Below are 23988 nucleotides of genomic sequence, written 5' to 3' on the forward strand. Positions count from 1 at the left end.
GGACTCGGGCGTTGCGCGTCGTCCCCGTGCGGTGCGGAGAGCGTCAGATCCTTGCCAGAAGGCCCCCGAATGAATACGGTTGCACTGGAGGATGTGCGGTAGTCGGTCCCAGGGAGGGCGACATGGGAGCTTTTCCGAAGACGCAGCCGCTGTTCGTGAGCCTGGCGCAACAGCTCCGCACTCGCATCACGACCGGCGAGTGGTCGACCGGTGAGCGCCTGCCGACGGAGGCGGCGCTGGCGGCGACCCATGCCGTCGGGGTGAACACGGTCCGCCGTGCGGTCGGGATGCTGGTCGAGGAGGGCATCGTGGTGCGCCGACAGGGCTCGGGCACGTATGTATCCACTCAGGACGGACGCCCGCCCGCGGTCATCGGGGTGATCGTGCCGTCGCACGGGTACTACTTCCCCACCGTCGTCGGCGGGATCACCGAGGTCACCGCGGCTGCCGGAGCGACGGTACGGGTCGAGTCCAGTGAGTACGACGACGCCCTCGAGATCCGCCACATCCGCGCGCTGCTGACCGCGGGGTGCACGGGACTGCTCATCACGCCCACCCTGCACCTGACCGACCCCTCCGCCCGCCTCGACCTGCTGCGTGCGCTTCCGATTCCCGTCGTGCTGATGGAGCGTGTGCCCCGAGATTCCCCGCCCGACGACACCCTCTCCGCCGTGTGCACCGACGTCGTGGCGGGCGGGTATGCGGCCGTGCGCCACCTCGTCGGACAGGGGCGACGGCGCATCGGCTTCCTCGGACGCCGCGACACCGCGACAGCCGACGCGGCGTGGCTCGGGTTCTGCCGCGCCGTCGCCGACCTCGCGATCGCCGACCTCCCCGGGGCATCTGCACGTCGCGACGCATGGTCGACAGCGTCGCTCGCCGACTATGCGGAGACGGCGCACTCGCTGCATCTGGACGGGGTGGTGTGCCTCGGCGATCGCGAGGCGGTCGCCCTGCTCCCCCATTTGCATCGCAAAGGCCTCACCGTTCCCGACGACGTCGCGCTGGTGGCCTACGACGACGAGGAGGCAGCGGACGCGGTGGTGCCGCTGACCGCGGTCTCGCCGGCGAAGCGCGAGATCGGGCGCCTGGCCGCATCGACACTGCTCCGTCGAATCGCCCGGTCGGACGGTGGTGCGCCGGTGCGGATGATGGTGCAGCCCACCGTGCGCGTGCGAGCCTCGACGGCTCCCCACGGCCCCCGTGCAATGCAACCGCTTGCATCTACACCGATCGCATCTTAGATTGGTGTGCAGGGGCACACTCGGCCCCCACGCACACCAGAGGTGATCCGTGCCTGCCACCCCGAGCCGCCGCTCTCCCCGCGCCCCCGTACGCATCGTGCACCTCGGACTCGGCGCGTTCCATCGGGCCCATCAGGCCTGGTACACCGCGCTTGCCGATCCCGACCGGGAGTGGGGGATCGCCGCATTCACGGGGCGCTCACCCGCCGCAGCCGCCGCGCTCGAGCGACAGGACGACGTGTACACACTGCTCACCCGGGGCAGTCGAGGGGACACCACCGAGACCATCGAGACCATCGTCGCCGCGCATGACGGCGCCGACACCGATGCGCTGTGCGACTATCTCGCCCGCGCCGAGGTGACGGTGGTCACCCTGACGGTCACCGAGAAGGGCTACCGCCGGGCGACCGGTGGCGGTCTCGACTTCGACGACCCGGAGGTCGCCTCCGACCAGAGCGTGCTCGCCGCCGCGTTCACCGCGGACACGCCGACCGTGGCGCGGGGTGCGCTCGCGACCATGCCCGGGCGACTCCTGTGGGGACTCGAGGCACGCCGCCGCGCCGTGCCTGACGCGACCATCGCACTGATTCCCTGCGACAACATCGATGACAACGGCCCCGCCTTGCGTACCGTGCTGCGCGATCTCGCCAACACCCTCTCGCCCGCTCTCGGCGACTGGCTTGAGACACAGGTCGATGTCGTGAGCACCTCGGTCGACCGCATCACTCCGCGCACCACGACGGAGGAGATCGACGCGGCGGCGGCGCGCATGGGCGTCCGCGACGACGCCCTGGTGATCACGGAGCCGTTCCACAGTTGGATCCTCTCGGGGACGGTCCGCGGCACGCGCCCACGCTGGGAGGATGCCGGTGCCGCGTTCGTGTCCGACATCCGCCCGTTCGAGCGGCGGAAGCTCTGGCTGCTCAACGGTGCGCACTCGTCGCTCGCCTACGAGGGGCTCCTGCGCGGGCATGAGACCGTCTCCGACGCGATCTCCGATCCCGTGTGCGCCACACGGGTGCGGGAGCTGTGGGACCTGGGGGAGGCGCTCCTGGCATCCGCAGGATCCGACCTCGACCTCGGCGGCTACCGTGACGCACTCGTGGAACGGTTCTCGAATCCGGCCATCGCCCATCGACTGCGGCAGATCGCGAGCGATGGCAGCGTGAAGCTGCGCACACGCGCGCTCGATCCGCTGCGGCGTGCGCGGGAGCAGGGCCACGACGACGCGGCCGCTCGGGGTCTCATCGATGCATGGGCGCGCTTCGTCGTGGCCGAGACCCGCGCCGGACGCATCCTCGACGACGTCGCGGCCGCCGAGCTGACCCGCCGCGCCCGCGCCGCGGATCCGCACCTCGCACTGCTCGACTTCCTCGCCCCCGACCTCGACCTCGGCGCCTGACCATTGCGGGCGCGAAAACGGTCCTCCGGATGCCTCCGGAGGACCGTTTTCGATCCCGCAATGCGGGGCCGGAGCGTCAGCCCTTCACAGCTCCGGCCATCATGCCCGCACCGAGGCGACCCTGCACGATCAGGAACAGGATCACGACGGGCACCGAGATGAGTGTGGCACCGGCCATGATGCCCGCCCAGTCGGTGGCCGAGAGCTCGCTGCTGAACGTCTGCAGCCACAGCGGCAGGGTGGCGTTACCGGGCTTGGTCATCACGACGAGCGCCAGAGTGTATTCGTTCCACGCCTGCAGGAACGCGAAGACGGATGCCGTGACGATCCCGGGCCCGAGCAGCGGCAGGGTGACGCGCATGAACGCTCCGAAACGACTGCAGCCGTCGACCATCGCTGCCTCCTCGAGATCGGCGGGGATGCCGTGGATGAATCCGCGCAGCAGCCACACGGTGAAGGGAACGACCGTGCCGATGTAGAGCAGCGACAGCCCCCCGACCGTGTTGAGCAGGTGCCAGCCGTCGAGCATACGGAACTGCGAGATGAAGAGCGCCTCGGTCGGGATCATCTGCACGATCAGGACGAGCAGGATGATGACGCCGCCGCCCTTGAACCGGAAGCGGCTCACGGCGATGGCCGCGAAGAACCCGAACAGCACCGCGACGACGACCACGACCGCGGTCACCCCCGCGCTCATGCCGAGGGCCGACCAGAAACCACGGTCGGCCAGGATCCCCGCGAAACTGTCGAAGCTCAGCGGGAACGGGAAGAACCGCGGTGTGCGCGAGAAGAGCTCCTCGTTCTCCGACAGTGCGGTGTTGACCATCCAGTAGATCGGGAAGACGAGCAGGAAGGCAGCCGCGACGGCCACGCCGTTCCAGGTGCGGCGGCGAGTGTCGTTACGGTTGCCGAGCGTGCGACGCGCGCGCACGGGCACGACGGCGGGGATGTCGGTGGTCTTGGTCATGGTCGGGGCGCTCATTCCGAGACCTCCTTCTGCTGGGCGAACATCTTGGCGATGTACTTCCAGGTGAGCAGCAGGGTGAGGATGAGCACGATCGTGGCGAGCGCGGACGCGTCGCCGTACTCCCCCTGGCCGATGCCGATCCGGTAGATGTAGGTGCCGAGGAGGTTGGTCTCCTCGATCGACACGCCGGCCTGCTGGAGTACGTAGATTTGCGTGAAGACGCGCAGGTCCCACACGATCTGCAGGAGTCCGACGATCATGACGGCAGGGGTGATGAGCGGGAGCGTGACGTTGCGGAAACGCGTCCACGGTCCAGCGCCGTCGAGTTCCGCGGCCTCGAGCACTTCCGCGGGCACCTGCGTCAGGGCGGAGTAGATCATGAACACGATCAGGGGGAGGCTGCCCCAGATCACGGTGATCGCGGCGATCGTGAAGACACCCATCGGGGTGGACGTCCACGGGTAGCCGGCCATGTCGGGGAACCCGATGCGCGCGAGGACCCAGTTCACCAGCCCGTAGCGCGCATCGAACAACCACTGCCAGATGACCATGGTCACCAGGGCCGGGGTGGCCCAGACCAGCAGCAACGTGACCTGCAGTGCGATGCGCGCCCAGCTGCTCACCTTCGTCAACAAGAGGGCGATCAACATCCCCATGACCATCGACAGCGAGGCGCACACGGCGCAGAACACCACGGAGCGGAAGAACACGACCCACATGTTGGGATCGGTGAGGATCTTGCCGTAGTTGGCGAGGCCGACCCATTCCGGTTCGGCGCCGAACTGTTGCGCCAGTCCGAACTTCTGCAGCGACATCAGGAACTGCTGCAGGAGCGGCCATCCCAGGGCGACCAGAACCGCGGCGATCAGCGGGGCGATCAGCAGGTACGGGAGCAGCGCTCCCCGCACGCGACGCGGGCGCGTGCGGGGAGCGGGCTGCCGCGGGGCCGCCTCAGGGGCGACCTCAGCTTCGAGCACAGGGGTGGCCATCATCAGTCCGCGTTGAGGGTCTCTTCGATCTTCGCGCCGATGCGGGCGACCACGTCGTCGATGTCCTCACCCTTGGCGATCGCCGAGTACAGATCGACCGGGATGTTGTTGCCTTCGACGATCGCCCAGTTGGGGGCGGCCGGGGTCAGTGCGCTCGTCTCGGCGATCTGCTGCTGCAGCTCGGCGTCGACGATGCCGTCGGGGATCGACGAGGCGTACTCGGTATTGCCGGGCACCCAGCCGGAGTCTTCGGCGAGCTGGCTCATGAAGTCCTCGCTGAGGATGAGTTTCATCGCCTTCTTCGCGAGTGCCTGCTGCGAGGAATTCGCGGAGATGCCGACATTGGATCCGCCGAGGAACTGGTGGCTCTCGCCTCCGGCCTCCACTGGCGGAAGCGCCATCACGCCGGTGACATCCGCGAGCTCGGGAGAGATGCTGTCCTGCGCGAACACGCGGTAGGAGAACATCGCGACCTCGCCGTTGTTGTAGGGCACCCAGGGGTTCCCTGCGGTCTCCTTGGCATCGAGCGCCCCGAGTGCGGAGCCCCGCCAGATGGTCTGCATCTGCTCGAGCGCGGCCTTGGCCTCGGGGGTGTCGAGACCGCTGACCCAGGCACCGTCCCGTTCCTCGGCGTAGTTCGCACCATGCGAGAAGAGCCAGCCCTCCAGGCCGTGCACATCGACGACCGGGAAGTAGATGCCCTTGAAACCGTCGACACCGTCGGGGTTCGCCTGCTGCACCGTCGCGGCGGCGGCCACCAGATCGTCGAGTGTCTCCGGTGCTTCGACCCCGGCCTTCTCCAGCAGGTCGGTTCGGTAGAACACCACACTCGTCCCGGCATAGAGGGGGTAGGCGTAGGTTTTGCCGTCGAGAGTCGCCTGCTCGACGAAGCTGGGGATCAGGTCATCTCCGCCGACCTCGTCGTACAGGTCGGAGATGTCCGCGAGAGCGCCGACATTGGCGAAGGTCGCGGTCTTCGTGTTGCCGATCTCGACGATGTCCGGCGTCTCGGAGGCGCTGGCCAGAGATGTCTGCAGGCGCGAGACGATGTCGTCCCACGGCTGCATCTCGACCGTCAGGGTGGAACCGGGGTTCTGTGCCGCGAACTCGTCTTCGAGCCAGGCGACCGCGTCGTCGGACACCGAGTCCTGCATCAGCCAGACGCGGAGGTCTCCGCTCTCGGCCTCACCATCTCCGTCGCCGCTGCCGGAGCTGCAGCCGGTGACGGCGAGCACTGCGGCCAGCGAAGCGGCTGCCGCGATCAGGGTGCGTCTTGCCATTCTCGTTCCTCCATGGTCTTCCTCGACGGACGCCGAGAGGGCGCCCGATGAACGGGTGGTTCAACCGAATCTCACGCTAACGTGCAATCGGTTGCATTACAAGGGCTTCTTCATTGAAGAGGGTGTAACGGTTTTGTTTCTGTTGTATTTCCAGGCATCTTGTCACCACCGCGCACCCCGGGGTACCTCGATCATCCGCAGCTCGAGGTCCGGTTGTGCACTGCGTTGCACGCCTCACGCCGGCAGGGGCGCTCCCGCGCGGGCGACCTGCTCCAGCACCGCGATCGGTGCGAGGAGCTGCGCGTCCGCGATCGGGCGCACCCCGGTCGCGAGCATGCGGACGAAGGCATCGACCCCGGGCTGCACGTAGTCGTGTCCGAGCACGATGTCGCGACTGACGACGCCGTGTGCTCCGACCGCGGTGGCGCGGAACGGCACCTGACCCTCCCCGTCCGGACGGATGAACTCGAGCGTCACGAGCACACCGCCCACTCCGTACCGTGCGACGAGGCCGCCGCGCAGTCGCTCCACCGCGACGTCCTCGGGCTCCCCAGGAACAAGACGCTGTGCGACGTCGGCGATGTGGATGCCATAGAAGAAGATGCCGCTGTACGGGCTCGCCGCATCCGCTGGGCCGGTGATGGTGACCGCCTGCAACTCGCCGATCGTCGCGAGATCCTCGGCGACGGCCTCCGTGTCGGGGACCCAGCGAAGGGCGGATGACGAGGTGAGGGTCGTACCGCCGCGATCGGCCGCGGCGAGGATCTCCCGCGCGTCGGACACGCTCGCGGCGAGCGGCTTGTCGACCCACACGGGCGTCCCCGCCTCGAGGAACGGCACCGCGTGTGTCCGATGGAGCGCGCCGTCGCGGGAGGTCACGATCAGGGCGTCGACACCACCGAGCAGGTCGGCGGATTCTGCGGCGATGCGATCGATTCCTCCGAGATCCGCGAGCTCCCGCGTACGCTCATCCTCACCCGCGACCAGTGCGACGACGCGCACCGGCACATCGGTCGGCTGCTCGACGTTGAGGTAGCGGATGATCTCTTCGGCGTGACTGTTCTCGATGCCGACGATCGCGACGTTCTTCGTTTCCATGTTCCAGATCCTCTTTCACTCGTGGAGATCGACCGGACGACCCGTACGCGCCGACTCGTAGACCGCGAGGACGACCTGGAGCGCTCGTCGTCCGTCGTCGGTGGTGATCGCGGGACGACGCCCTTCGCGGATAGCCGCGATGACGTCGAGGTACTGCCGATGATGCGCCACGTCGACGTCGCTCCACCCCTCCGGCACGTCGTGCTCGACGAGCGCATCGGGGTCAGGCTCCGCAGCAGTCGCGGAGGCGAAGAACGACAGACCGTCGTTCTCCATGACCGCCGTCCCCGCGGATCCATGCACCGCGAGCCGGACCGGCAACCCGGGATAGGCGGCGGTGCTCGCCAGCAACAGGCCGATGGCGCCGCTCTCGAACTCGATCGTGGCGCCGGCGACGTCCTCGACCTCGATGCCCTCGTGTGCGAGGCGGCCGGTCTTCGCGCTCACCGAGACCGGGGTACCGAGCATCCACAGCAGGAGATCGAGAGCATGGATGCCCTGATTCATGAGCGCGCCGCCGCCGTCGATCGACGCCGTCCCGCGCCAGTCACCCGACTCGTAGTACTCCTGCGGCCGGAAGAACGCCGACTCGACGACACCCGAGGTCATGCGCCCGAGCGCCCCCCGGTCGATCGACCGGCGGATGAACGAGGCGACCGGTTGGAAGCGGCGCTGGCTGATGACCGAGACCGTACGTCCGGTGGCGCGCTCGGCCGCCTGGACCCGATCGGCGGCGTCGAGGGTCACGTCGATCGGCTTCTCGACGATCACATCGACCCCCGCCTCCAGCGCCTCGACGACCGCATCCGCATGGAAAGCGCTGGGCAAACAGATCGATGCGATGTCGATCTGCTCCGATCGGTACGCTTCTGCAGCCGAAGAGTGGAAGGGGACGCCGTGGGCGGCGGCGAGCTCACGTCCGCGCTCCTCGTCGAGGTCGACGACGGCCACCAGGCGTCCCTCGTCTCCGAGCGCTGTGACCAGGCGGGCATGGACGGCACCGATCACCCCCGCGCCGACGATGGCGATGCGCAGCGGTTCAGACATGATGGCTCCTGTCGTGAGGTGGCGAGTCGGGGGATCAGTCGGCGGCACGTGCCCAGGCGAGCACCGCGCCGCCCTGGTCTGCAGAGGCCTGAGCCAGCAACGCCAATCGCGTCGCGAGGACCGAGGCGATCGTGCCCACATCGGGCGTGCGACCTTCGGCGAAGGCGTCCAGGGCCTCTTCCGCCGGACGGCGCGCCGGCGGAAGCTCGAGCACGCGCAGAGGCCGCTCGTCCGTCGTCACCTCGACCCGCCCACGTGCCCAGAAGAGCTCAGCGGTGCCGCGCGTACCGATCAGCCGAAGACGATAGTCGCCGTGCACCTCAGAGGCCCGAGGTGTCAGCCAACTCACTTCTGCGGAGACCACGGCGGTGGAGGTGGTGAGGGTGGCGGTGCCGAAGCGGGCGAAGCCCTCCGCTCCGTCGAGCGGGGCCGAGACCGCCCCTGAGACGGTGCCTTCGATCGCCGGAGCGAACAGCAGCGCCGCATCGAGGTCGTGCACCGCCAGATCGGCGAGGATGCCACCGTAGCTCTCACGCTCGAAGAACCAGCCCGGTCGCTCCCCCTGCTTGAGCTTGTGGGGACCCGAGGAGGTGATCCCGACGATGTCGCCGAGCTCGCCGGAGCGCACGACGGCGAGGGCGGCGAGCGTCTCCGGGTAGCCGCGCTTCTCGAGCAGGAGGCTGACGGTGCGGCCGGCCTCGGCGGCAGCCTTCTCGATCCGGTCGAGCTGCTCGAGCGACGTGCACAGCGGCTTGTCGGCAAGAACGTGCGCCCCGGCGTGCAGCGCGGCGACGACGTCGCCTGCCCGATTGCCGTAGACGCCGGCGATCACCGCGATGTCCACGCCGAGGGCGAGCAGATCCGCCGCGCTGTCGAAGGCAGGGACGCCGAAGCGGGCCGCGTGGTGCTCAGCGATCGCACGATCGGCGTCCTGCACACCGACGAGCTCGTAGTCGGCGCGCTCGGCGCGCTCCAACTCGTCGAGCACGTAGTCGACGTGCGGATGGGCGGCACCGATGATCGCGATCCGAGGCATGGGCGACAGTGAATCATGCGACCGGTTGCAGCGTCAACCGGTCCTCACGTCGTGGTCGTTCGCGCGGCGTCCGTCGTGGCGCGGACAACCAGGTGCGTGGCGATGGTCACGCGAGCATCCGTCCGCTCACCAGTGGAGAGCACCCCCAGCAGCAGTTCGGCCGCCGCGTCACCCGCCGCCGCGGAGGCGGCGGAGATCGTGGTGAGCGCCGGATGGGTGCCGGAGGCGAGCGTGTCATCGCAGCCGATGACGCTGATGTCGCGAGGCACATCGACGCCACGCAGTGCGAGTCCCGCCATCACACCCTGCGCCACGACGTCGTCGAACGCGATCACGGCCGTGGCCCCCGAGGCGAGGATGCCCCCGACGGCGTCGCGCCCGCCCGCAGAGCTCGGGCGCCCCAGTTCCTGCACGATCACTTCGAGCCGCGCACGCTCCGCCGCCCTCGCGAGCGCCGCGCGCCGCTGCTGATCCGACCACGACTCCCGCGGGCCCGAGAGGTAGACCACGCGCTCGTGACCCAGACGGTGCAGGTGCGCCACCGCCTCATCCAGACCCCCGCTCGGATCGATGAGCACCCGGGCGAGACCCTCGATGTCGCGGTTGACGAGCACCACGGGGCGTGCAGCATCGAGTTCGCGGATGCGCTCCTCGTCGAGGCGCGGAGAGGCGAGCACGAATCCCTCGACCTGTGCACTCAGCCGCGATGTGAGGTTCGCCTCCCGGTCGGCGATCTCGTCGGAGTCGCCGAGGAACACGGCATACCCCGCTGCGTCCGCGAGCGTCTGCACGCGTCGGACGAGGGGCGGGAAGAAGGGGTTGGCGATGTCCGGGACCACGACGGCGACGTTGCCGAAGCGGCCGGTCGAGAGGGCGCGGGCGGCATGGTTGACCACATAGCCCAGCTCTTCGGCTGCGGCCTTGACCCGTCGGACCGTCTCGGGGTTGAGCAGTTCAGGACGACTGAACGCGCGCGACACCGTCGAGCGTGACACTCCTGCCACGCCTGCGATGTCGCCGATCGTCACTGACCCGGATGGCGTCTTCCTCTTGGCTGTCACGACACACACACTAAGCCCGACTGCCGTCCGGCGCGCGATCACGGCCTCCTCCCCACCGAGGCCGGCCGCGACCGCGCGCAGGAGCACCGCTCGATCTGGGGCTTGACTTTGCAAGCGGTTGCATTAGTCTTGCGGATCATGAGCACGACGACGTTCGCCCTGCACACCCACGCCGACCGCACCGCGATGGGTGCCGCCGCCGCGCGCTCCGCGGCACGGACGCTGCGCGAAGCCGTCGCGGCTCACGGATCGGCCCGCATGATCGCCGCCGCGGCCCCCAGCCAACTCGATGTCTACCGTGCGCTCGCCGCGGAGCCCGACGTGCCCTGGGACCGCATCACCGTGCTGCACATGGACGAGTACCTCGGGCTCGACACCGAGGCGCCCCAGCGCTTCGGCAACTGGCTGCGGGCCCATCTGATCGACGCCGTGCGCCCGGCCGCATTCCACCCGATGCGCACAGAGCTGGGCACGCAGGCCGCCGTCGCGGAGTACACCGCCCTGCTCGACGAAGCCCCTGTCGACCTCGTGTGCCTGGGGATCGGAGTGAACGGGCACATCGCGTTCAACGATCCGCCCGACGCCGACCTCACCGACCCGTGCCCCGTGCGCACCGTGCAACTCGACCTCGCCAGCCGCGTGCAACAGGTCGACGACGAGTGCTTCGATACCCTCGACGCCGTGCCCACCCACGCCCTCACTCTCACCATCCCGGCACTGCTGGCTGGCGCGCACCTGGTGTGCGCGGTGCCGGATGCCCGGAAGGCTGAGGCCGTCAGGGCCCTCGTGGAAGAGCCGATCAGTGCCCACTGGCCCTGCACCGTGCTGCGCCGCCACTCGCACTGCGAGGTCCACGTCGACCGCGACGCCGCGTCTTTGCTGCACCCCGCGGCACTCGAAGCCGTGCAGGCGGCACGATGAGCGTCGAGACCCTGCGCGGCCGCAACGCCCTCGGCGCGGAAGGGCTCGAGGTCGTGATCGAGCACGGTCGCATCCGCTCGCTCACGCCCCTCGCCGACGCGGACGAGAACGCCCCGTGGATCGGGCCTGGCCTGATCGACCTACAGGTCAACGGCCATCTCGAGGGCGACGCGAACGCCGCTGACCCGTCACCCGCGCACATCTCCGCCATGGCCCTCTCGCTCGCGGTGCACGGCGTGACCCGCTTCCTTCCGACCGTCATCACCGCATCCGCCGAGGAGATGCGCGCCCGCATCCGTGCGATCGCCGACGCCGTGCGCTCCTCGACCGATGTCTCGCGCACGGTCGCCGGCATCCACGTGGAGGGACCCAGCCTGTCCGAGCAGGATGGTCCGCGCGGCGTGCACCCCGCCGCGCACATCCGACCGCCGTCGATCGCGGAGCTGCAGACCTGGTTGGATTCCGCTCCCGGCCTGCTGCGCGTGGTGACCCTGTCGCCCCATCACCCCGGTTCGGTCGAGGCGACGCGATTCCTCGTCGCGCACGGGGTGCGGGTCGCGGTCGGGCACACGCACGCATCGGACGCCGAGATCGCTGCCGTGGTCGACGCCGGTGCCACGCTCTCGACACACCTCGGCAACGGCGCGCACGCGGTGCTCCCCCGGCATCCGAACTACCTGTGGACGCAGCTCGCCGAGCCCCGTCTCGCCGCCGGGGTCATCGCTGACGGACATCACCTCCCCGACGCGACGCTCGCGACCATGATCGCCGCCAAGCGCGACCACGGGGTGTTCCTCGTGAGCGACGCCGTGGCCACCCCCGCTGCCCTCCGCGATAGCGGACACTCCACCGTCGGCGGCGGTGTGCATCTCGCCGAAGACGGCGCGCTGCGGCATGTCTCGACGGGGTTCCTCGCCGGGTCGGTGCAGACCCTCGACGTGGGTGTCGCAACCGTCGCGCGCGTGACCGGGTCGCTGGCCACGGCGATGCGTCTCGCGAGTGCGGCACCGGCCTCGGTCCTTGCCGACGGCCCGCACTGGACCGCGGGAGCGCGCGCCGACGTGCTGTTGTTCGACTGGGCTCCCGGCGATGCCCGCATCAGCCCGCGCGAGGTGCGGATCGCCGGCGAGCTCATCGAGACGACGCCCGCCGCACACGCCACCGCAGGAGGGATCGCATGACCATCGACAAGGCCGAGGTGATCGTCACCAGCCCGGACCGCAACTTCGTCACCCTCAAGATCACGACCGCGGACGGAGCGACAGGACTCGGCGATGCGACGCTGAACGGCCGCGAGCTCGCGGTGGTCGCCTATCTGACCGAGCACATCGTGCCGCTTCTGATCGGCGCCGACGAGTCGCGGATCGAAGACACCTGGCAGTTCCTGTACCGCAGCGCCTACTGGCGTCGCGGACCCGTCACGATGGCGGCCATCGCGGCGGTCGACATGGCGCTCTGGGACATCAAAGGCAAGGTCGCCGGCATGCCGGTGTACCAGCTGCTGGGTGGCGCCTCGCGCCGCGGACTGCTGGCGTACGGGCACGCCTCTGGCAAGGATCTACGCGAGTTGTTCGACTCGATCCGCGCCCACCAGGAGCAGGGATACCGGGCGATCCGGGTGCAGACCGGGGTGCCCTCTCTCAGGGCGATCTACGGGATCGCATCGCAGTCAGCCGACACCGGCGGCGGCGAGGCCCGGTACGACCATGAACCGGCCCGACGCGGCGCGAAGCCGGTCGAGGAGGACTGGGACACGCGCGCCTACTTGAACCATCTGCCCGGTGTGTTCGAGGCGGTGCGCAACGAGTTCGGTCCCGACATCCCGCTGCTGCACGACGGACACCACCGGATGACGCCGATCCAGGCCGCCCGACTGGGAAAGGATCTGGAGCCGTACGACCTGTTCTGGCTCGAGGACTGCACCCCGGCCGAGAACCAGGAAGGGCTGCGCCTGGTCCGCCAGCACACCACGACCCCGCTCGCGATCGGAGAGATCTTCAACACGGTCTGGGACTTCAAGGACATCATCCGCGAGCAGCTCATCGACTACGTCCGCGGCGCGGTCACGCATATGGGCGGCATCACAGCGTTGAAGAAGACCCTGGATTATGCCGCGATGTACCAGATCAAGTCCGGCATGCACGGGCCGACCGACATCTCCCCGGTCGGCATGGCGGCGGCGATGCACCTCGGGCTGGCCATCCACAACTTCGGGATCCAGGAGTACATGCAGCACGGCTCCCGCACCGACCAGGTGTTCCAGCAGTCGTTCACCTGGACCGAGGGATACCTGCACCCCGGAGACAGGCCGGGCCTCGGTGTCGAGCTCGACACCGAGGAAGCGGGGAGGTATCCGTACGAGCGGGCCTATCTGCCGCACAACCGCCTGCGGGACGGAACCGTTCACGACTGGTGAACTCGAGGGACGCGACGACCGTGCGCAGTAGGCTGAACCCATCATGGAAGAGTTCATCCAGGGCTTCTGGAACTTCGCCGGCAACTACTGGTGGCTCATCTTCCCCATCATGGGAATGGCTGGCGGCGCCGCGAAGGCATGGGAGCGCAGCTCCAAGCGCCTACACGAGCGCCGTCTGGAGACTCTCCGCATGAAGGCGCAGCTGAAGACCGCCGAGATCGAGGCGCGTGCGCTTACCCAGCAGGCCCGGCGCCGCGGGCCCTCCGTCGTCGACACGACGGCATCCGTCGCCCCGAACGACCTGGTCGCGCGCCTGTTCAGCGAGCACGACGAGATCACCGCACGCTGGCTCGACTACGAACTCGACGTGGCGAAGCTCATCGCCTTCCCTGCCATGAGCGATGGTCGCCAGCCCCTGACCGCCGCGTTCCTGCGCGCCAAGAAGACAGCGGATGCCCTGCGCCCGGCCTCGGCAGACGCCAGAGTGTCGGAGCAGCAGGTCACCGAGTATCTGCAAGCCGTCGGCGACTACGCGGTCGCGTTCGAGATCGCCGAGAAGGACGCCAGACGCCTGCGAGATTCGACCTTCACCGAACCGGAGCGCAAGCGCCTCGACCGCGCGCAGCAGCTGCTGAAGGTCGCGGTCGACGAATCGGCCACACAGGCCGAACGCAACGTCGCCTACAAGCGCGTGCGTGAAGAGCTCGACGGGCTCATCCTGCTCTCCGACGACGCGGTCACCGTGCTCGAGAAGCAGGTGGCCAGAGAGATCTCCGCACCGGCAGCACCATCGGTGTCCGAGCCCACCACCCCTGAGCCCGAGCGGATCCGGCTCCCCCGCCGCGACGAACAGTCCTGAAGCCCAGGCACATCCGCGGGTTCTGCCCGCACCCCCGCCCCACCCGGGCGGACGACGACGGAGGCATGCCGCAGTGATCACTCGGTTCGAAGAGCTCGACTGGCAGTCCACCCCGATCGGCGACCTCACTCTGCGCCGGCGCACCGAGCCCGCGGTGGGACAGGAGATCTACGAGGTCAAGCTCGGCGACGAGTACCTGATGTCGAGCCTGTTCACCGTGGCGGAGGAAGAGCTCGCCGACCTGGGGTTGGCAGCGGTCGACGGCGACAACCTCTCGGTGCTGGTCGGCGGGCTCGGGCTCGGCTACACCGCCGTCGCGGCCCTGCGGGATGAGCGGGTGGGCGCCCTCACGGTGATCGACCGGCTGGGCGCCGTAATCGGGTGGCATGAGCGCAAGCTCCTCCCGGTGTCGGCGGAACTCGTCGACGATCCGCGCACGACCCTGCTCGAAGACGACTTCTTCGCGGTGATGCGCTCCGCGCCCGTCGAGGGTCGCACCGGGTACTCGGCGATCCTCTTGGACGTCGACCACTCTCCGCGGCACCAGCTGGATGCGACGCACGCCGACCTGTACGACGCCGCCGGTCTGCGCGCGCTCGACCGTCATCTCGCCCCCGACGGCGTCTTCGCCCTGTGGTCGGATGACCCGCCCGACGAGGAGTTCATGGTCGAGTTGACGGCCGTGTTCGATGACGCCGTCGCTCATGTCGTCGACTTCGAGAACGCCGTCACGGGCGGCACGTCGTCGAACACCGTGTACGTGGCGCGCAGTCGCGGAACGGGTGCCGAGGCGCTCGATGCCTCCGCCCCGCACGCGGGCGAGGACGCATGACCCCGGAGAACGTCACCGGTCCGATCGCCCACCACGCCGAAGCACCCGTCTGGTGGGCGGGCTGGGGCGGCTTGCGCTGGGTCGACGGAAGCGCGGGCGACCTGCTCGCGCTGCGTCCCGAGGGTGTGACCCGTCAGCACATCGACGACGAGTACCTGGCCTTCGCTCGCCCCCGATCCGGTGGCGGCCTGGTGGCGGTCGGCGCCCGCACGCTCTACCTCGCGGACGACGTCGACGGCGACACCAAGGCCGCGGCCTCGCTGGGCGACGACCCTCGTGTGCGCATGAACGACGGCTGCTGCGATCCTCACGGCCGGCTGCTGGCCGGTTCGATGGCCTACGACGCCGCGGCCGATGCCGGAAGCCTGCTGCGCCTCGACGCCGACCTGAACATCGCGACCGTGCTGGCGCGGGCGACGATCTCGAACGGCGTCGGCTTCTCGCCCGACGGACGACGCGCGTACTACGTCGACACCGCGACGCACCGCATCGACGTGTTCGACGTGGCCGAGGGGGAGCTGCGCGGGCGACGCGCCTTCGTCGTGATCCCCGAGGAACAGGGGTCACCCGACGGCCTCACGGTCGCCGCCGACGGCAGCGTGTGGGTCGCCCTTTGGGGCGGCAGCGCCGTGCACGGCTACGACGCCGCCGGACAGCGCATCGCGACGATCGATCTCCCGGTACCCCAGGTCAGCGCGTGCACGTTCGGTGACGACGACCTCGGCACGCTCTACATCACCACCTCAGCGCAGGGGCTGGGGCCCGACCACGGCACCGAGGCGGGTTCGCTCTTCGCCGTGCGACCGGGCGTGCGCGGCCTCCCCGTCATCCCCTTCGCCGGCTGAGACCTCGCGGCAGCACCGACGGCCTCTGCCCGAGGCACGGTGCACTCAGCGAAAGGAACCGTGCCCCGGACACAGGCCGCCGGGTGGATGACGCAGGTCAGCGCAGGTGCACCCGCTCGGTGCGCTGGTGCTGGCGACCGAGGCCCTCGATCTCGATCGTCATCTCATCGCCGTCCTGGAGGTACGGGAACCGGCCGGAGAGCGCGACGCCCTGCGGGGTGCCGGTGTTGATCACGTCGCCGGGCTCGAGCACCAGGTAGTGGCTCAGCTCGTGCACGATCTGCAGCACCGGGAAGATCATGTCGGCGGTCGACGAGTCCTGCCTCGGCTCGCCGTTCACGAACGACCGCAGCCGCAGCGCCTGCGGGTCGACCTCGTCGGCGGGGACGAGCGCCGGCCCGAGCGGGTTGAACGTCTCGGAGCACTTGCCCTTCGACCACTGCCCGCCCGACACGTCGAGCTGATAGGCGCGCTCGGACACATCGTTCGAGATCGTGTAGCCGGCGATGACCTCGCGGGCGGCATCCGGAGACGACAGGTAGCGCGCGGTCTTGCCGATCACGACCGCCAGCTCGACCTCCCAGTCGACCTTTTCCGCACCGGGCGGCAGCAGCACGACATCGTCCGGGCCGACCACCGTGTTGGGGTGCTTGAAGAAGACCACCGGATGCTCGGGCGGCACGGATCCGGACTCGGCCGCGTGGGCGGCGTAGTTCTGGCCGATGCAGATCACCGCGGTCGGGCGGGCGACCGGAGCGCCGATGCGCAGCCCGTCGACAGTGGCTGCGGGAAGCTCGCCGCGACCGAGGGCCTCGCGCACGCGGTCGATGCCGTCGGTGGCGAGGAAGGCACCGTCGATCTCGGCGGTGAGGGGCGACAGGTCGTAGGTGATGCCCGCCTCCCGCGCGTAGGGACGCTCGTGGCCGACGGGGCCGAGTCGCAGGAGTTCCATGGTGTTCCTTCCGTCAGCGCGCAGCGGCGAAGGTCGGGTTGACGATCGGCACGGATTCGCCGGCGAGGTAGCGGATGATGTTCTCGGCCGCGTGCACCGGCAGGTCCGCCAGCGCCTCGGGTGAGTACCAGGCGGCGTGCGGGGTGAGCAGCACGTCGTCGAGGTCGCGCAGCGGGGAGTCGACGGCGAGGGGCTCCCCCGCGAACACGTCGAGTGCCGCGGCGCCCAGGTGCCCGGCACGCAGCGAGGCGGCGAGCGTCTCCTCGTCGATGAGCGGACCGCGGCAGGTGTTCACCACGACAGCACCCCTCTTCATGGTCGCGAGGGCCGCGGCATCGATCAGATGGCGGGTCTCCGCGGTCAGCGGCACATGCAGGGTGAGGATGTCGGCCCGGGCCACGGCATCCGGGATCTCGACGAGCTCGCATCCGGCGTCGCGCACCGTGTCGGCGGAGGCATACGGGTCGGCGACGAGCACGCGGAACCCGAGCGCACGGCAGCCGCGGGCGACCATCGAGCCGATACGGCCGAAGCCGAGCACCGAGACCGTGGTGGCCGAGGGGCGCACGGCGAGCGGGCGGGCGTCGACGGCCTTCCAGGTGCCGGCGCGCACGGCACGGTCGTAGGCGGGGAGGCCGCGGGCCTGCGTCATGATCATCGCGATCGTGTGGGCGGCGACCTCCTCGATGCAGTAGCTCGGGGTGTTCGCGACCGCGATGCCGCGGGCGGTCGCCGCCTCGACGTCGACCATGTCGTAGCCGATGCCGACCCGGCTGATGATGCGCAGGTTCGGCATCCGGTCCATCACCTCGCCGGTGATCTGCGCCCACTGCACAACCAGACCCTCGGCGTCGGAGCCGATGGTGGCGAGGTCGTCGATGCTGCCGGAGGCGGCGCGTTCGGCACGTAGCCCGGCCTGTCGGAGGGTGTCTTCGATGACGGTTCCCGGCAGGTCGCAGTCGCTGACGAGGATGAATGGCTCGGTCATGGATGCGATGCTATAGCATCTAGCAGATGGATGCACGATGTCAGGTCGATCGCTTACCTTCACCATAATTTGCTATAGCATCGATCCCATGACTGCTCGCCGCGCACTGATCACGGGGGCCAGTTCCGGTATCGGAACCGCCGCCGCCCTCGAACTGGCCCGCGAGGGTGCCGCCCTCTGGATCACCTACGCCGGGCGGGAAGCCGAAGCCCTCCGCGTCGCCGAGGAGTGCCGCGCCGCGGGGGCGCCCGAAGTGCACGTCTCGCGCCTCGACCTGCGCGAGCGGGCATCGATCGACGCCCTGATCGCCGAGGTCGCGGCTGCATGGGGCTCGCTGCATGTGCTCGTCAACAACGGCGGCGTCTGCCCGTACACCCCCTACGACGACATCGAGTTCGACGAGTGGGACATGGTCCTGGAGACCAACGCTCGCGGCACCTTCTTCCTGACCCGCGGCGCTCTCCCGCTACTCCGTGCCGCCGAGGGCGACCGCTCGGTGATCAACATCGCCTCGATCGCCGGCCAGGTCGGCGCGCTGCAGACCGGCATCCACTACGCAGCCAGCAAGGGGGCGATCCTCGCGATCACCCGCAGCTTCGCGCGGCATCTCGCCCCCGAGGGCATCCGCGTCAACGCCGTCACCCCTGGTCCCGTCGCGAGCTCGATCACCGACCAGCTGCAGGGCGCTGGCCGCGAGAAGCTCGAAGCAGGGATCCCGCTCGGCGCGTTCGGACAGCCGGAAGACGTCGCCTGGATCATCGCATCGCTCGCCTCGGAGCGCGCCCGCTTCATCACCGGCGCCACCTACGACGTCAACGGAGGAGTTCGCATTGACTGACCGCACCGCCCGCTCCGTCCTGGACCGCTCTGCCCTCGATACCGTGCAGGCACAGCTCGACGCTTTCAACGCGCACGACCTCGACGCGTTCGTGGCGACCTACGCCGAAGACGCCGTGATCACCGGTGTCGCGCCCGAGCCCGTGGTCGGCTCCGCCGCGATCCGCGCGTTCTACGAGCCTCGACTGCAGAACCCCGAGCTGTCGTGCGTCATCGAGACCAGCGTGCTGTTCGGCACCCGGTGGGTCGTCGCGCAGGAGCAGGTCATCAACGCAGGCGTCGCCACCGAGACCATCGCGACCTTCGACGTGGTGGACGGGCTTATCGCGCGGGCCTCGATGCTCAAGGCCTGACGCCGCAGAGCGCTCACTCGTGCTCCGGGAGGATCGGGGACGACCATCCAGGGTCGCGCCCGAGCTGCGCCGCCCGCGAGACGGAAGTCGCACCGTAGCGATCCCGCAGAGTGTCGAGCACGGTGTCGAGGCGGGCCTCGTCGCCCCAGTCGATCGGCAGTTCGGGCTGCACACGGTCGGTGTGGTCGAGCTGCGACAGCGAGATGCCGATCAGAGTGATGCCGCGGTCGGTGATCTCGGCGTGCGCGGCGGCGAGCAGCGTGCGCGCGAGGGTGAGCAGCACGGCGGTGCGATCGGTCGGTGCGCGGAGCGATCGGGAGCGCGTGGCCTTCGAGAAGTCGCCGAAGCGCAGGCGCAGCACGACGGTGCGGCAGACGCGATCGCCGTCGCGGAGGCGCCGCCCCAGCCGGTCGACGATCTGCGTGAGGATGAGATCGAGTTCTTCGGCAGATCGGGGGCGGGTGCCGAGCGCACGCTGCGAGCCGATCGACCCGCGTCGGCGCGTGGTGTCGACCGGCCGCGGATCCCGCAGACGAGCGAGCGCGTGCACGTGCGCGCCCGTCGCTTTGCCCAGCATCCGCTCGGCGGTCGCCGCCTCGAGCTCGGCGAGCTCTCCGACCGTTCGGATGCCGTAGCGGTGGAGCTTCTCGGCCGTCACGGCGCCCACGCCCCACAGGCGTTCCACGGGAAGAGGGAGAAGGAACTCCTCTTCCCGCTCGGGTTCCACGACCAGCAGCCCGTCGGGTTTGCTCACGGCGCTGGCGACCTTGGCCAGGAACTTGGTGCGCGCGACCCCGACCGAGATGGCGAGTCCCGCCTCCGCCCGCACGCGTTCGCGCAGCCGTGCCGCGATCTGCTCGGGACTGCCGGCTATGCGTCTCAGACCCCCGACCTCGAGGAACGCCTCGTCGATCGACAGCCCCTCCACGAGAGGGGTGGTGTCACGGAAGATCGCGAACACGTCTTTGCTCGCCGCGGAGTAGGCATCCATGCGCGGCGGGACGACGACGGCATCAGGGCAGAGCTCTCGCGCCTGTCGGCCGCCCATGGCGGTGCGCACCCCGCGTGCCTTCGCCTCGTAGCTCGCCGCCAGCACGACCCCGCCGCCGACGATCACGGGACGGCCACCCAGTTCGGGCGCATCGCGCTGCTCGACCGACGCGTAGAACGCGTCGAGGTCGGCGTGCAGCACCGTCGCTTCCCCACGCATCCCGTTCTCCTGTCGACGTGCGGATCGTCGCACGAACCGGGGACACCGGCAGCGACTTCGAGAGGCGAGACGGGGTGTCTGTGGCGGCCGGTATGGTCGGCGCGTGCCGGAACCGGTGAAGCAGTGGTGGGCGCGACGGCAGTTCTCCCGCGGTCGCGCTGTTCCGTATGACGTGGGCACCTATCGCGCCGGGTGGGCGGCATATCCGGAACTGGTGCGGCAGTACCACCCCGAGCTGAACCACGGCATCGTCCTGTCGCAGATCCCGCTGGCGGCCGACGTGCTCCTGTGCTGGGAGTGCGCGGTCGGGCACCGGTTCGCCGCGACGCCGACCGAGCAGCGCGAGCGTCCTGGACAAGTGCGGCGCCGCTCCGCGTGGTGCCCCGAGTGCTCTGCCCTCGCCCGTCCGCAGCCGGTCGTGCTCGGCGAAGCACGAGCCCGCCCCCGCGCACCTCGGCGCCCCGCGCCCGCGCTCTGCACGAAGACGCCCGACCTTCCCGCGGGCACCGCGTTCGTGAGCGAGTGCGCCCCGAAGCCCGCATCCGCGGCCGAGGGCCGCCTGCGAACGGAGCTCGGCGCGGTGATCGACTTCGACCCGACCATGAATGCCGTGAAGGTCTCGCGCCCGTTCTTCCGCCACACCGAGGTCTGGCCCGACATCGTGTTCCCGGAGCTCCGGATTGCGCTCGAATACGACACCGTCGGCCGTCACGGTCTGGAGCACGTCGGCAAACGCCAAGACGCCGACCTGCGCAAAGATCGCGCGCTCCGTGCCACGGGCTGGGAGGTGATCCGCATCCGCACAGGGAAGCTCGAACCCCTCGGTCCGCACGACCTCACGCTGTCTTCGGTGAGCGGGAAGGGCATCGCCCGCATCCTCGACGAGCTGCGGGTCATTCGTGGCGCGCTGCTCGTGGATGCCTATCTGCGGTGACGCAGAGCCCGATCAGCCCTCGAAGCGCTCCCGCAAACCCGGGTCGATGGCGATGTCGCCGAACGATGCCGTCCACGCGCCGTCGACGGCGATCGACTGCCCCGACAGGTACGGGGCCTCATCCGACAGCAGGAACGCCGTGAGCGCTGCCACCTCTTCGGCGCGGGCGATGCGGCCCATGGGCGGTCCCTCTGCGAGCGCCCGCTCTTCAGCCTCGGGGTCGGCCGCGCGGGCGATCTGCGCCTCCAGATGCGGGGTGCGCACCCCGCCGGGAGCGACGGTGTTGGCACGGATGCCGAGCGCGCCGTACGACACGGCCACGCTACGGGTGAGGGCGTCGATGCCGCCCTTAGTGAACTCGTAGGCGGCGTGGTCGGTGAAGCTGGAGCGTCCGTGGATCGAGCCGATGTTCACGATTGCACCCGGCACGCCCTGATCGACGAAGGCGGAGACGGCGGTCGAGCAGCCCCAGATGTACCCGAAGCCGTTGATGTCGAGCACCTCGCGCACGGTGTCTTCGTCGAGCTCGTGCAGCGGGGTGCGCTTGGTGATCCCGGCGTTGTTGACCCAACCGGCGAGCGGCGCCCTGACACGAGCGGCAGCGGCGGCACGCTCGTGCGTCGCGCGATCGGCGGCGTCTCCGAGCACGACCTCGGCCACGATGCCGTCTTCGAGCGTGCCGGAGCCCGGGGAACGCTCGAGCCCGATCACGATCCAGCCGTCGGCGGTGAGACGTTCCGCGATGGCACGGCCGATGCCCTTGCCGCTGCCGGTCACGACGACGCTGCGGTTCACAGAGCTGCGGTTCACGACGCTGCGGTTCACAGAGCTGCGCGGGGAGTCTGGCATCTCAGTCCCTCTCGAATGGGAAGACGGTGGGATCGAGCGCGAAGCCGAGGCCCGCGGCATCCGTCGGCCGCACCCGGCCCTCGAACGATGGACCGCCGAGGATGAACGACGGCGCAGGATCGTACGGATTGACGCCGCGGGCGAAGGTCTCGACGCCGATGCCCAGGTGCGCGGTGACCTCAGGATAGACGTGCCCCGACACCGGCACACCGCGCTCGGCCGCCCACGCGATCATCTCGCGGGCCGGTGTCACGCCGCCGATCGCGACCACATCGAGCCGCAGCACGTCGACACCGCCCACCTCGACGAGCGCCTTCAGCACGGCCGGATCGGTGACCTCATCGCCGACCGAGACCGGGAGCCCTGACTCCCGGCGGATGCGCGCGACGCCCTCGGCGTCTTCGGGAAGCAGCGGGTCTTCGAGCCACGCGAGCCGAGGGTCGCCCCACTGCGCGATCTCGGTCAACGCCGTGTCGGCATCGGGCCAGCCGAAGCCCACGTCGACGACCAGGCCGGTCGTATCGGGCAGCTCGGCGTTCAGCATCGCGAGCAGATCGCGCATATATGCCGGATCCGGAATGCGGGAGATCTTCACGTTGGTCCAGCCGTCCGCCTGCGCGAGAACCTCGTCGGCCACCTCGCGGGGAGTCCGGTCCGTAGAGGGATACGCGGCGACCAGCATCGATTCGCGAGGCCCGTCGCCCGTGCCGAGCAGCGTCCACAGCGGCAGGCCCGCACGCCGCGCGGCGATGTCCCACAGCGCGATGTCGACCAGGCCGATCGCCCGCCGCACCAGGCCCACACGTCCGACGATGGCGCTGCCGCGCAGCATCCGCTCCCAGGTCGCGGCGGGGTCGTCGGCATCCGCCCCCACCGCGTGCACCGCAACGAGACGGTCGACGATCTCGGCCATCGGCGCTTCCCGCGAGAGGCAGTAGGCCACACCGGTCAGGCCGTCGTCAGCGGTCGCCCGCACCGCGCTGTACTCGCGGCGGGTCACGGTCATCGCTCCCAGGTGCAGGGGTGCGGGGAGCGGCAGCACGGCCGTGGCCGTGTCGATGCGAGCGATCGTCGTCATTCGGGCTTCTTCGCCAGCGGCACGCCGTAATCGACCATGAACCCGCCGTCGACGTAGAGCGTCTGGCCGTTCATGTACCGCGACTGGTCGGAGACGAGGAAGCTGACCGCGGCGGCGATCTCGCTCGCTTCGGCCAGACGCTTCGCGGGGATGCGCGACAGGATCGTGTCGAGGCTGAGCGTGCCCGCCTCGACACCCTGGCGGAAGACGCCCGTGTCGACGTACCCGGGTGCGACCGCGTTGACCCGCACCCCGCGCGAGGCCCACTCGGCACCCGCGGTCGAGGTCAGACCGATCACCGCGGCCTTCGTCGTGGCGTAGGGGGCGCGTCCCGCAGAGCCGCGCGACGAGATGGAGGAGATGTTCACGATGCGGCCCTCGCCACGCTCCAGCATCCGCTTTCCTGCGGCCTGCAGCGCCGAGAACACCCCGTGCAGGTTGACGTCGACCACGGCCGACCACTCGTCCCAGCTGAGGTCTTCGATGCCACGATGGCGCTGGATGCCGGCATTGTTGACGAGCACCTCGATCGGTCCGAGCTCCGTCTCGATCTCGCCGAACACGCGGTCGACACCGGCATGGTCGGTCACATCGAGCTCTCGCCACAGGATGCCGGCCGGGTTGTCGGCTGCGGTGAGTCCGGGAACGCGGTCGGCGGCCACCACGCGATAGCCGTCGGCGGCGAGGCGCTGACCGATCTCCCAGCCGATCCCGGCAGATCCTCCGGTGACGATGGCGACAGGGCGCTTGGCGGTCATTGCTCTCCTCAGAGTGATCGAGATTTGCTATA

General features: G+C 69.6%; 24 protein-coding genes. 11 read left to right on the forward strand and 13 right to left on the reverse strand.

The annotated features are described in order from the left end of the window. The first annotated feature begins 122 nt into the window (after positions 1-122). The gene (locus L978_RS13280; RefSeq protein WP_052193728.1) at positions 123-1244 is read left to right on the forward strand and encodes a GntR family transcriptional regulator; all 1122 of its coding nucleotides are present in this window, start codon (positions 123-125) and stop codon (positions 1242-1244) included. 49 nt (positions 1245-1293) lie between these two features. Beyond that, positions 1294-2646 carry a mannitol dehydrogenase family protein gene (locus L978_RS13285; RefSeq protein ID WP_052193731.1) on the forward strand — a complete coding sequence of 451 codons (1353 nt, stop codon included), beginning with the start codon at positions 1294-1296 and terminating at the stop codon, positions 2644-2646. A 76-nt stretch (positions 2647-2722) separates the two neighbouring features. Here L978_RS13285 and L978_RS13290 read toward each other — a convergent pair whose 3' ends face one another. The 7 genes from L978_RS13290 to L978_RS13320 form a co-directional block, all read right to left on the reverse strand. Beyond that, entirely contained in the window at positions 2723-3628 is a 906-nt protein-coding gene (locus tag L978_RS13290) for a carbohydrate ABC transporter permease (RefSeq protein ID WP_081997056.1), read from the reverse strand. Then, a complete protein-coding gene (locus L978_RS13295; protein ID WP_231555067.1) occupies positions 3625-4605 on the reverse strand; it encodes a carbohydrate ABC transporter permease in 981 nt (326 codons plus the stop codon). Before L978_RS13295 ends, L978_RS13290 begins: the two co-directional genes overlap by 4 nt. Beyond that, on the reverse strand, positions 4605-5882 hold the full coding sequence (locus tag L978_RS13300; protein ID WP_052193733.1) for an extracellular solute-binding protein: 1278 nt from the start codon (positions 5880-5882) through the stop codon (positions 4605-4607). Before L978_RS13300 ends, L978_RS13295 begins: the two co-directional genes overlap by 1 nt. A 234-nt stretch (positions 5883-6116) precedes the next feature. Further along, positions 6117-6980, reverse strand: coding sequence for a Gfo/Idh/MocA family protein (locus tag L978_RS13305; protein WP_047523709.1), 864 nt, complete (start codon positions 6978-6980; stop codon positions 6117-6119). Between the two features lie 15 nt (positions 6981-6995). Beyond that, positions 6996-8027, reverse strand: coding sequence for a Gfo/Idh/MocA family protein (locus tag L978_RS13310; RefSeq protein ID WP_047523711.1), 1032 nt, complete (start codon positions 8025-8027; stop codon positions 6996-6998). A 34-nt stretch (positions 8028-8061) separates the two neighbouring features. Beyond that, positions 8062-9063, reverse strand: a complete 1002-nt coding sequence (locus L978_RS13315) for a Gfo/Idh/MocA family protein (protein ID WP_047523715.1) — start codon at positions 9061-9063, stop codon at positions 8062-8064. A gap of 44 nt (positions 9064-9107) precedes the next feature. Next, the gene (locus tag L978_RS13320) at positions 9108-10124 is read right to left on the reverse strand and encodes a LacI family DNA-binding transcriptional regulator (RefSeq protein ID WP_047523777.1); all 1017 of its coding nucleotides are present in this window, start codon (positions 10122-10124) and stop codon (positions 9108-9110) included. Positions 10125-10262: 138 nt separating this feature from the next. Between L978_RS13320 and L978_RS13325 the strand changes: the two genes are divergently transcribed. The 6 genes from L978_RS13325 to L978_RS13350 all read left to right on the forward strand — a co-directional run bounded on the left by L978_RS13325 (position 10263) and on the right by L978_RS13350 (position 15997). Beyond that, a complete protein-coding gene (locus L978_RS13325; protein WP_052193735.1) occupies positions 10263-11045 on the forward strand; it encodes a 6-phosphogluconolactonase in 783 nt (260 codons plus the stop codon). Continuing rightward, on the forward strand, positions 11042-12226 hold the full coding sequence (locus L978_RS13330; protein WP_052193737.1) for an N-acetylglucosamine-6-phosphate deacetylase: 1185 nt from the start codon (positions 11042-11044) through the stop codon (positions 12224-12226). Before L978_RS13325 ends, L978_RS13330 begins: the two co-directional genes overlap by 4 nt. Continuing rightward, positions 12223-13461: a D-mannonate dehydratase ManD gene (gene manD / locus L978_RS13335; RefSeq protein ID WP_047523717.1), complete on the forward strand. Its 1239-nt coding sequence runs from the start codon at positions 12223-12225 to the stop codon at positions 13459-13461. Before L978_RS13330 ends, manD begins: the two co-directional genes overlap by 4 nt. A gap of 43 nt (positions 13462-13504) precedes the next feature. Then, the gene (locus tag L978_RS13340) at positions 13505-14320 is read left to right on the forward strand and encodes a hypothetical protein (protein WP_047523719.1); all 816 of its coding nucleotides are present in this window, start codon (positions 13505-13507) and stop codon (positions 14318-14320) included. Positions 14321-14393: 73 nt separating this feature from the next. Beyond that, positions 14394-15152, forward strand: a complete 759-nt coding sequence (locus tag L978_RS13345) for a spermidine synthase (RefSeq protein ID WP_047523722.1) — start codon at positions 14394-14396, stop codon at positions 15150-15152. Beyond that, a complete protein-coding gene (locus tag L978_RS13350) occupies positions 15149-15997 on the forward strand; it encodes an SMP-30/gluconolactonase/LRE family protein (RefSeq protein ID WP_047523724.1) in 849 nt (282 codons plus the stop codon). The genes L978_RS13345 and L978_RS13350 overlap by 4 nt, the downstream gene beginning before the upstream one ends. Positions 15998-16094: 97 nt before the next feature. On the opposite strand, the gene L978_RS13355 is transcribed toward L978_RS13350, so the two are convergent. Next, on the reverse strand, positions 16095-16949 hold the full coding sequence (locus tag L978_RS13355; protein WP_047523725.1) for a fumarylacetoacetate hydrolase family protein: 855 nt from the start codon (positions 16947-16949) through the stop codon (positions 16095-16097). Positions 16950-16962: 13 nt separating this feature from the next. Further along, entirely contained in the window at positions 16963-17937 is a 975-nt protein-coding gene (locus L978_RS13360; RefSeq protein WP_047523727.1) for a C-terminal binding protein, read from the reverse strand. A gap of 88 nt (positions 17938-18025) precedes the next feature. Between L978_RS13360 and L978_RS13365 the strand changes: the two genes are divergently transcribed. Further along, on the forward strand, positions 18026-18775 hold the full coding sequence (locus L978_RS13365; protein ID WP_047523728.1) for an SDR family NAD(P)-dependent oxidoreductase: 750 nt from the start codon (positions 18026-18028) through the stop codon (positions 18773-18775). After that, on the forward strand, positions 18768-19127 hold the full coding sequence (locus tag L978_RS13370; protein ID WP_047523729.1) for a nuclear transport factor 2 family protein: 360 nt from the start codon (positions 18768-18770) through the stop codon (positions 19125-19127). The genes L978_RS13365 and L978_RS13370 overlap by 8 nt, the downstream gene beginning before the upstream one ends. A gap of 13 nt (positions 19128-19140) precedes the next feature. Here L978_RS13370 and dinB read toward each other — a convergent pair whose 3' ends face one another. Continuing rightward, complete coding sequence (gene dinB, locus L978_RS13375) at positions 19141-20337, reverse strand: DNA polymerase IV (RefSeq protein WP_047523731.1); 1197 nt, start codon at positions 20335-20337, stop codon at positions 19141-19143. 103 nt (positions 20338-20440) lie between these two features. Here dinB and L978_RS13380 point away from each other — a divergent pair, with 103 nt between their 5' ends. Then, positions 20441-21271, forward strand: a complete 831-nt coding sequence (locus tag L978_RS13380; protein WP_047523732.1) for a zinc-ribbon domain-containing protein — start codon at positions 20441-20443, stop codon at positions 21269-21271. 12 nt (positions 21272-21283) lie between these two features. Here L978_RS13380 and L978_RS13385 read toward each other — a convergent pair whose 3' ends face one another. Genes L978_RS13385 through L978_RS13395 form a run of 3 tightly spaced genes read right to left on the reverse strand, consistent with a single transcriptional unit; the run spans position 21284 to position 23956 of the window. Then, complete coding sequence (locus tag L978_RS13385) at positions 21284-22120, reverse strand: SDR family NAD(P)-dependent oxidoreductase (protein ID WP_047523733.1); 837 nt, start codon at positions 22118-22120, stop codon at positions 21284-21286. A 1-nt stretch (position 22121) separates the two neighbouring features. Continuing rightward, the gene (locus L978_RS13390; protein ID WP_047523734.1) at positions 22122-23198 is read right to left on the reverse strand and encodes an enolase C-terminal domain-like protein; all 1077 of its coding nucleotides are present in this window, start codon (positions 23196-23198) and stop codon (positions 22122-22124) included. Then, complete coding sequence (locus L978_RS13395; RefSeq protein ID WP_047523735.1) at positions 23195-23956, reverse strand: SDR family NAD(P)-dependent oxidoreductase; 762 nt, start codon at positions 23954-23956, stop codon at positions 23195-23197. Before L978_RS13395 ends, L978_RS13390 begins: the two co-directional genes overlap by 4 nt. Between the last annotated feature and the right edge of the window lie 32 nt (positions 23957-23988).

Source organism: Microbacterium sp. ZOR0019 (genome assembly GCF_000800925.1).
Lineage (GTDB): Bacteria > Actinomycetota > Actinomycetes > Actinomycetales > Microbacteriaceae > Microbacterium > Microbacterium aurugineum.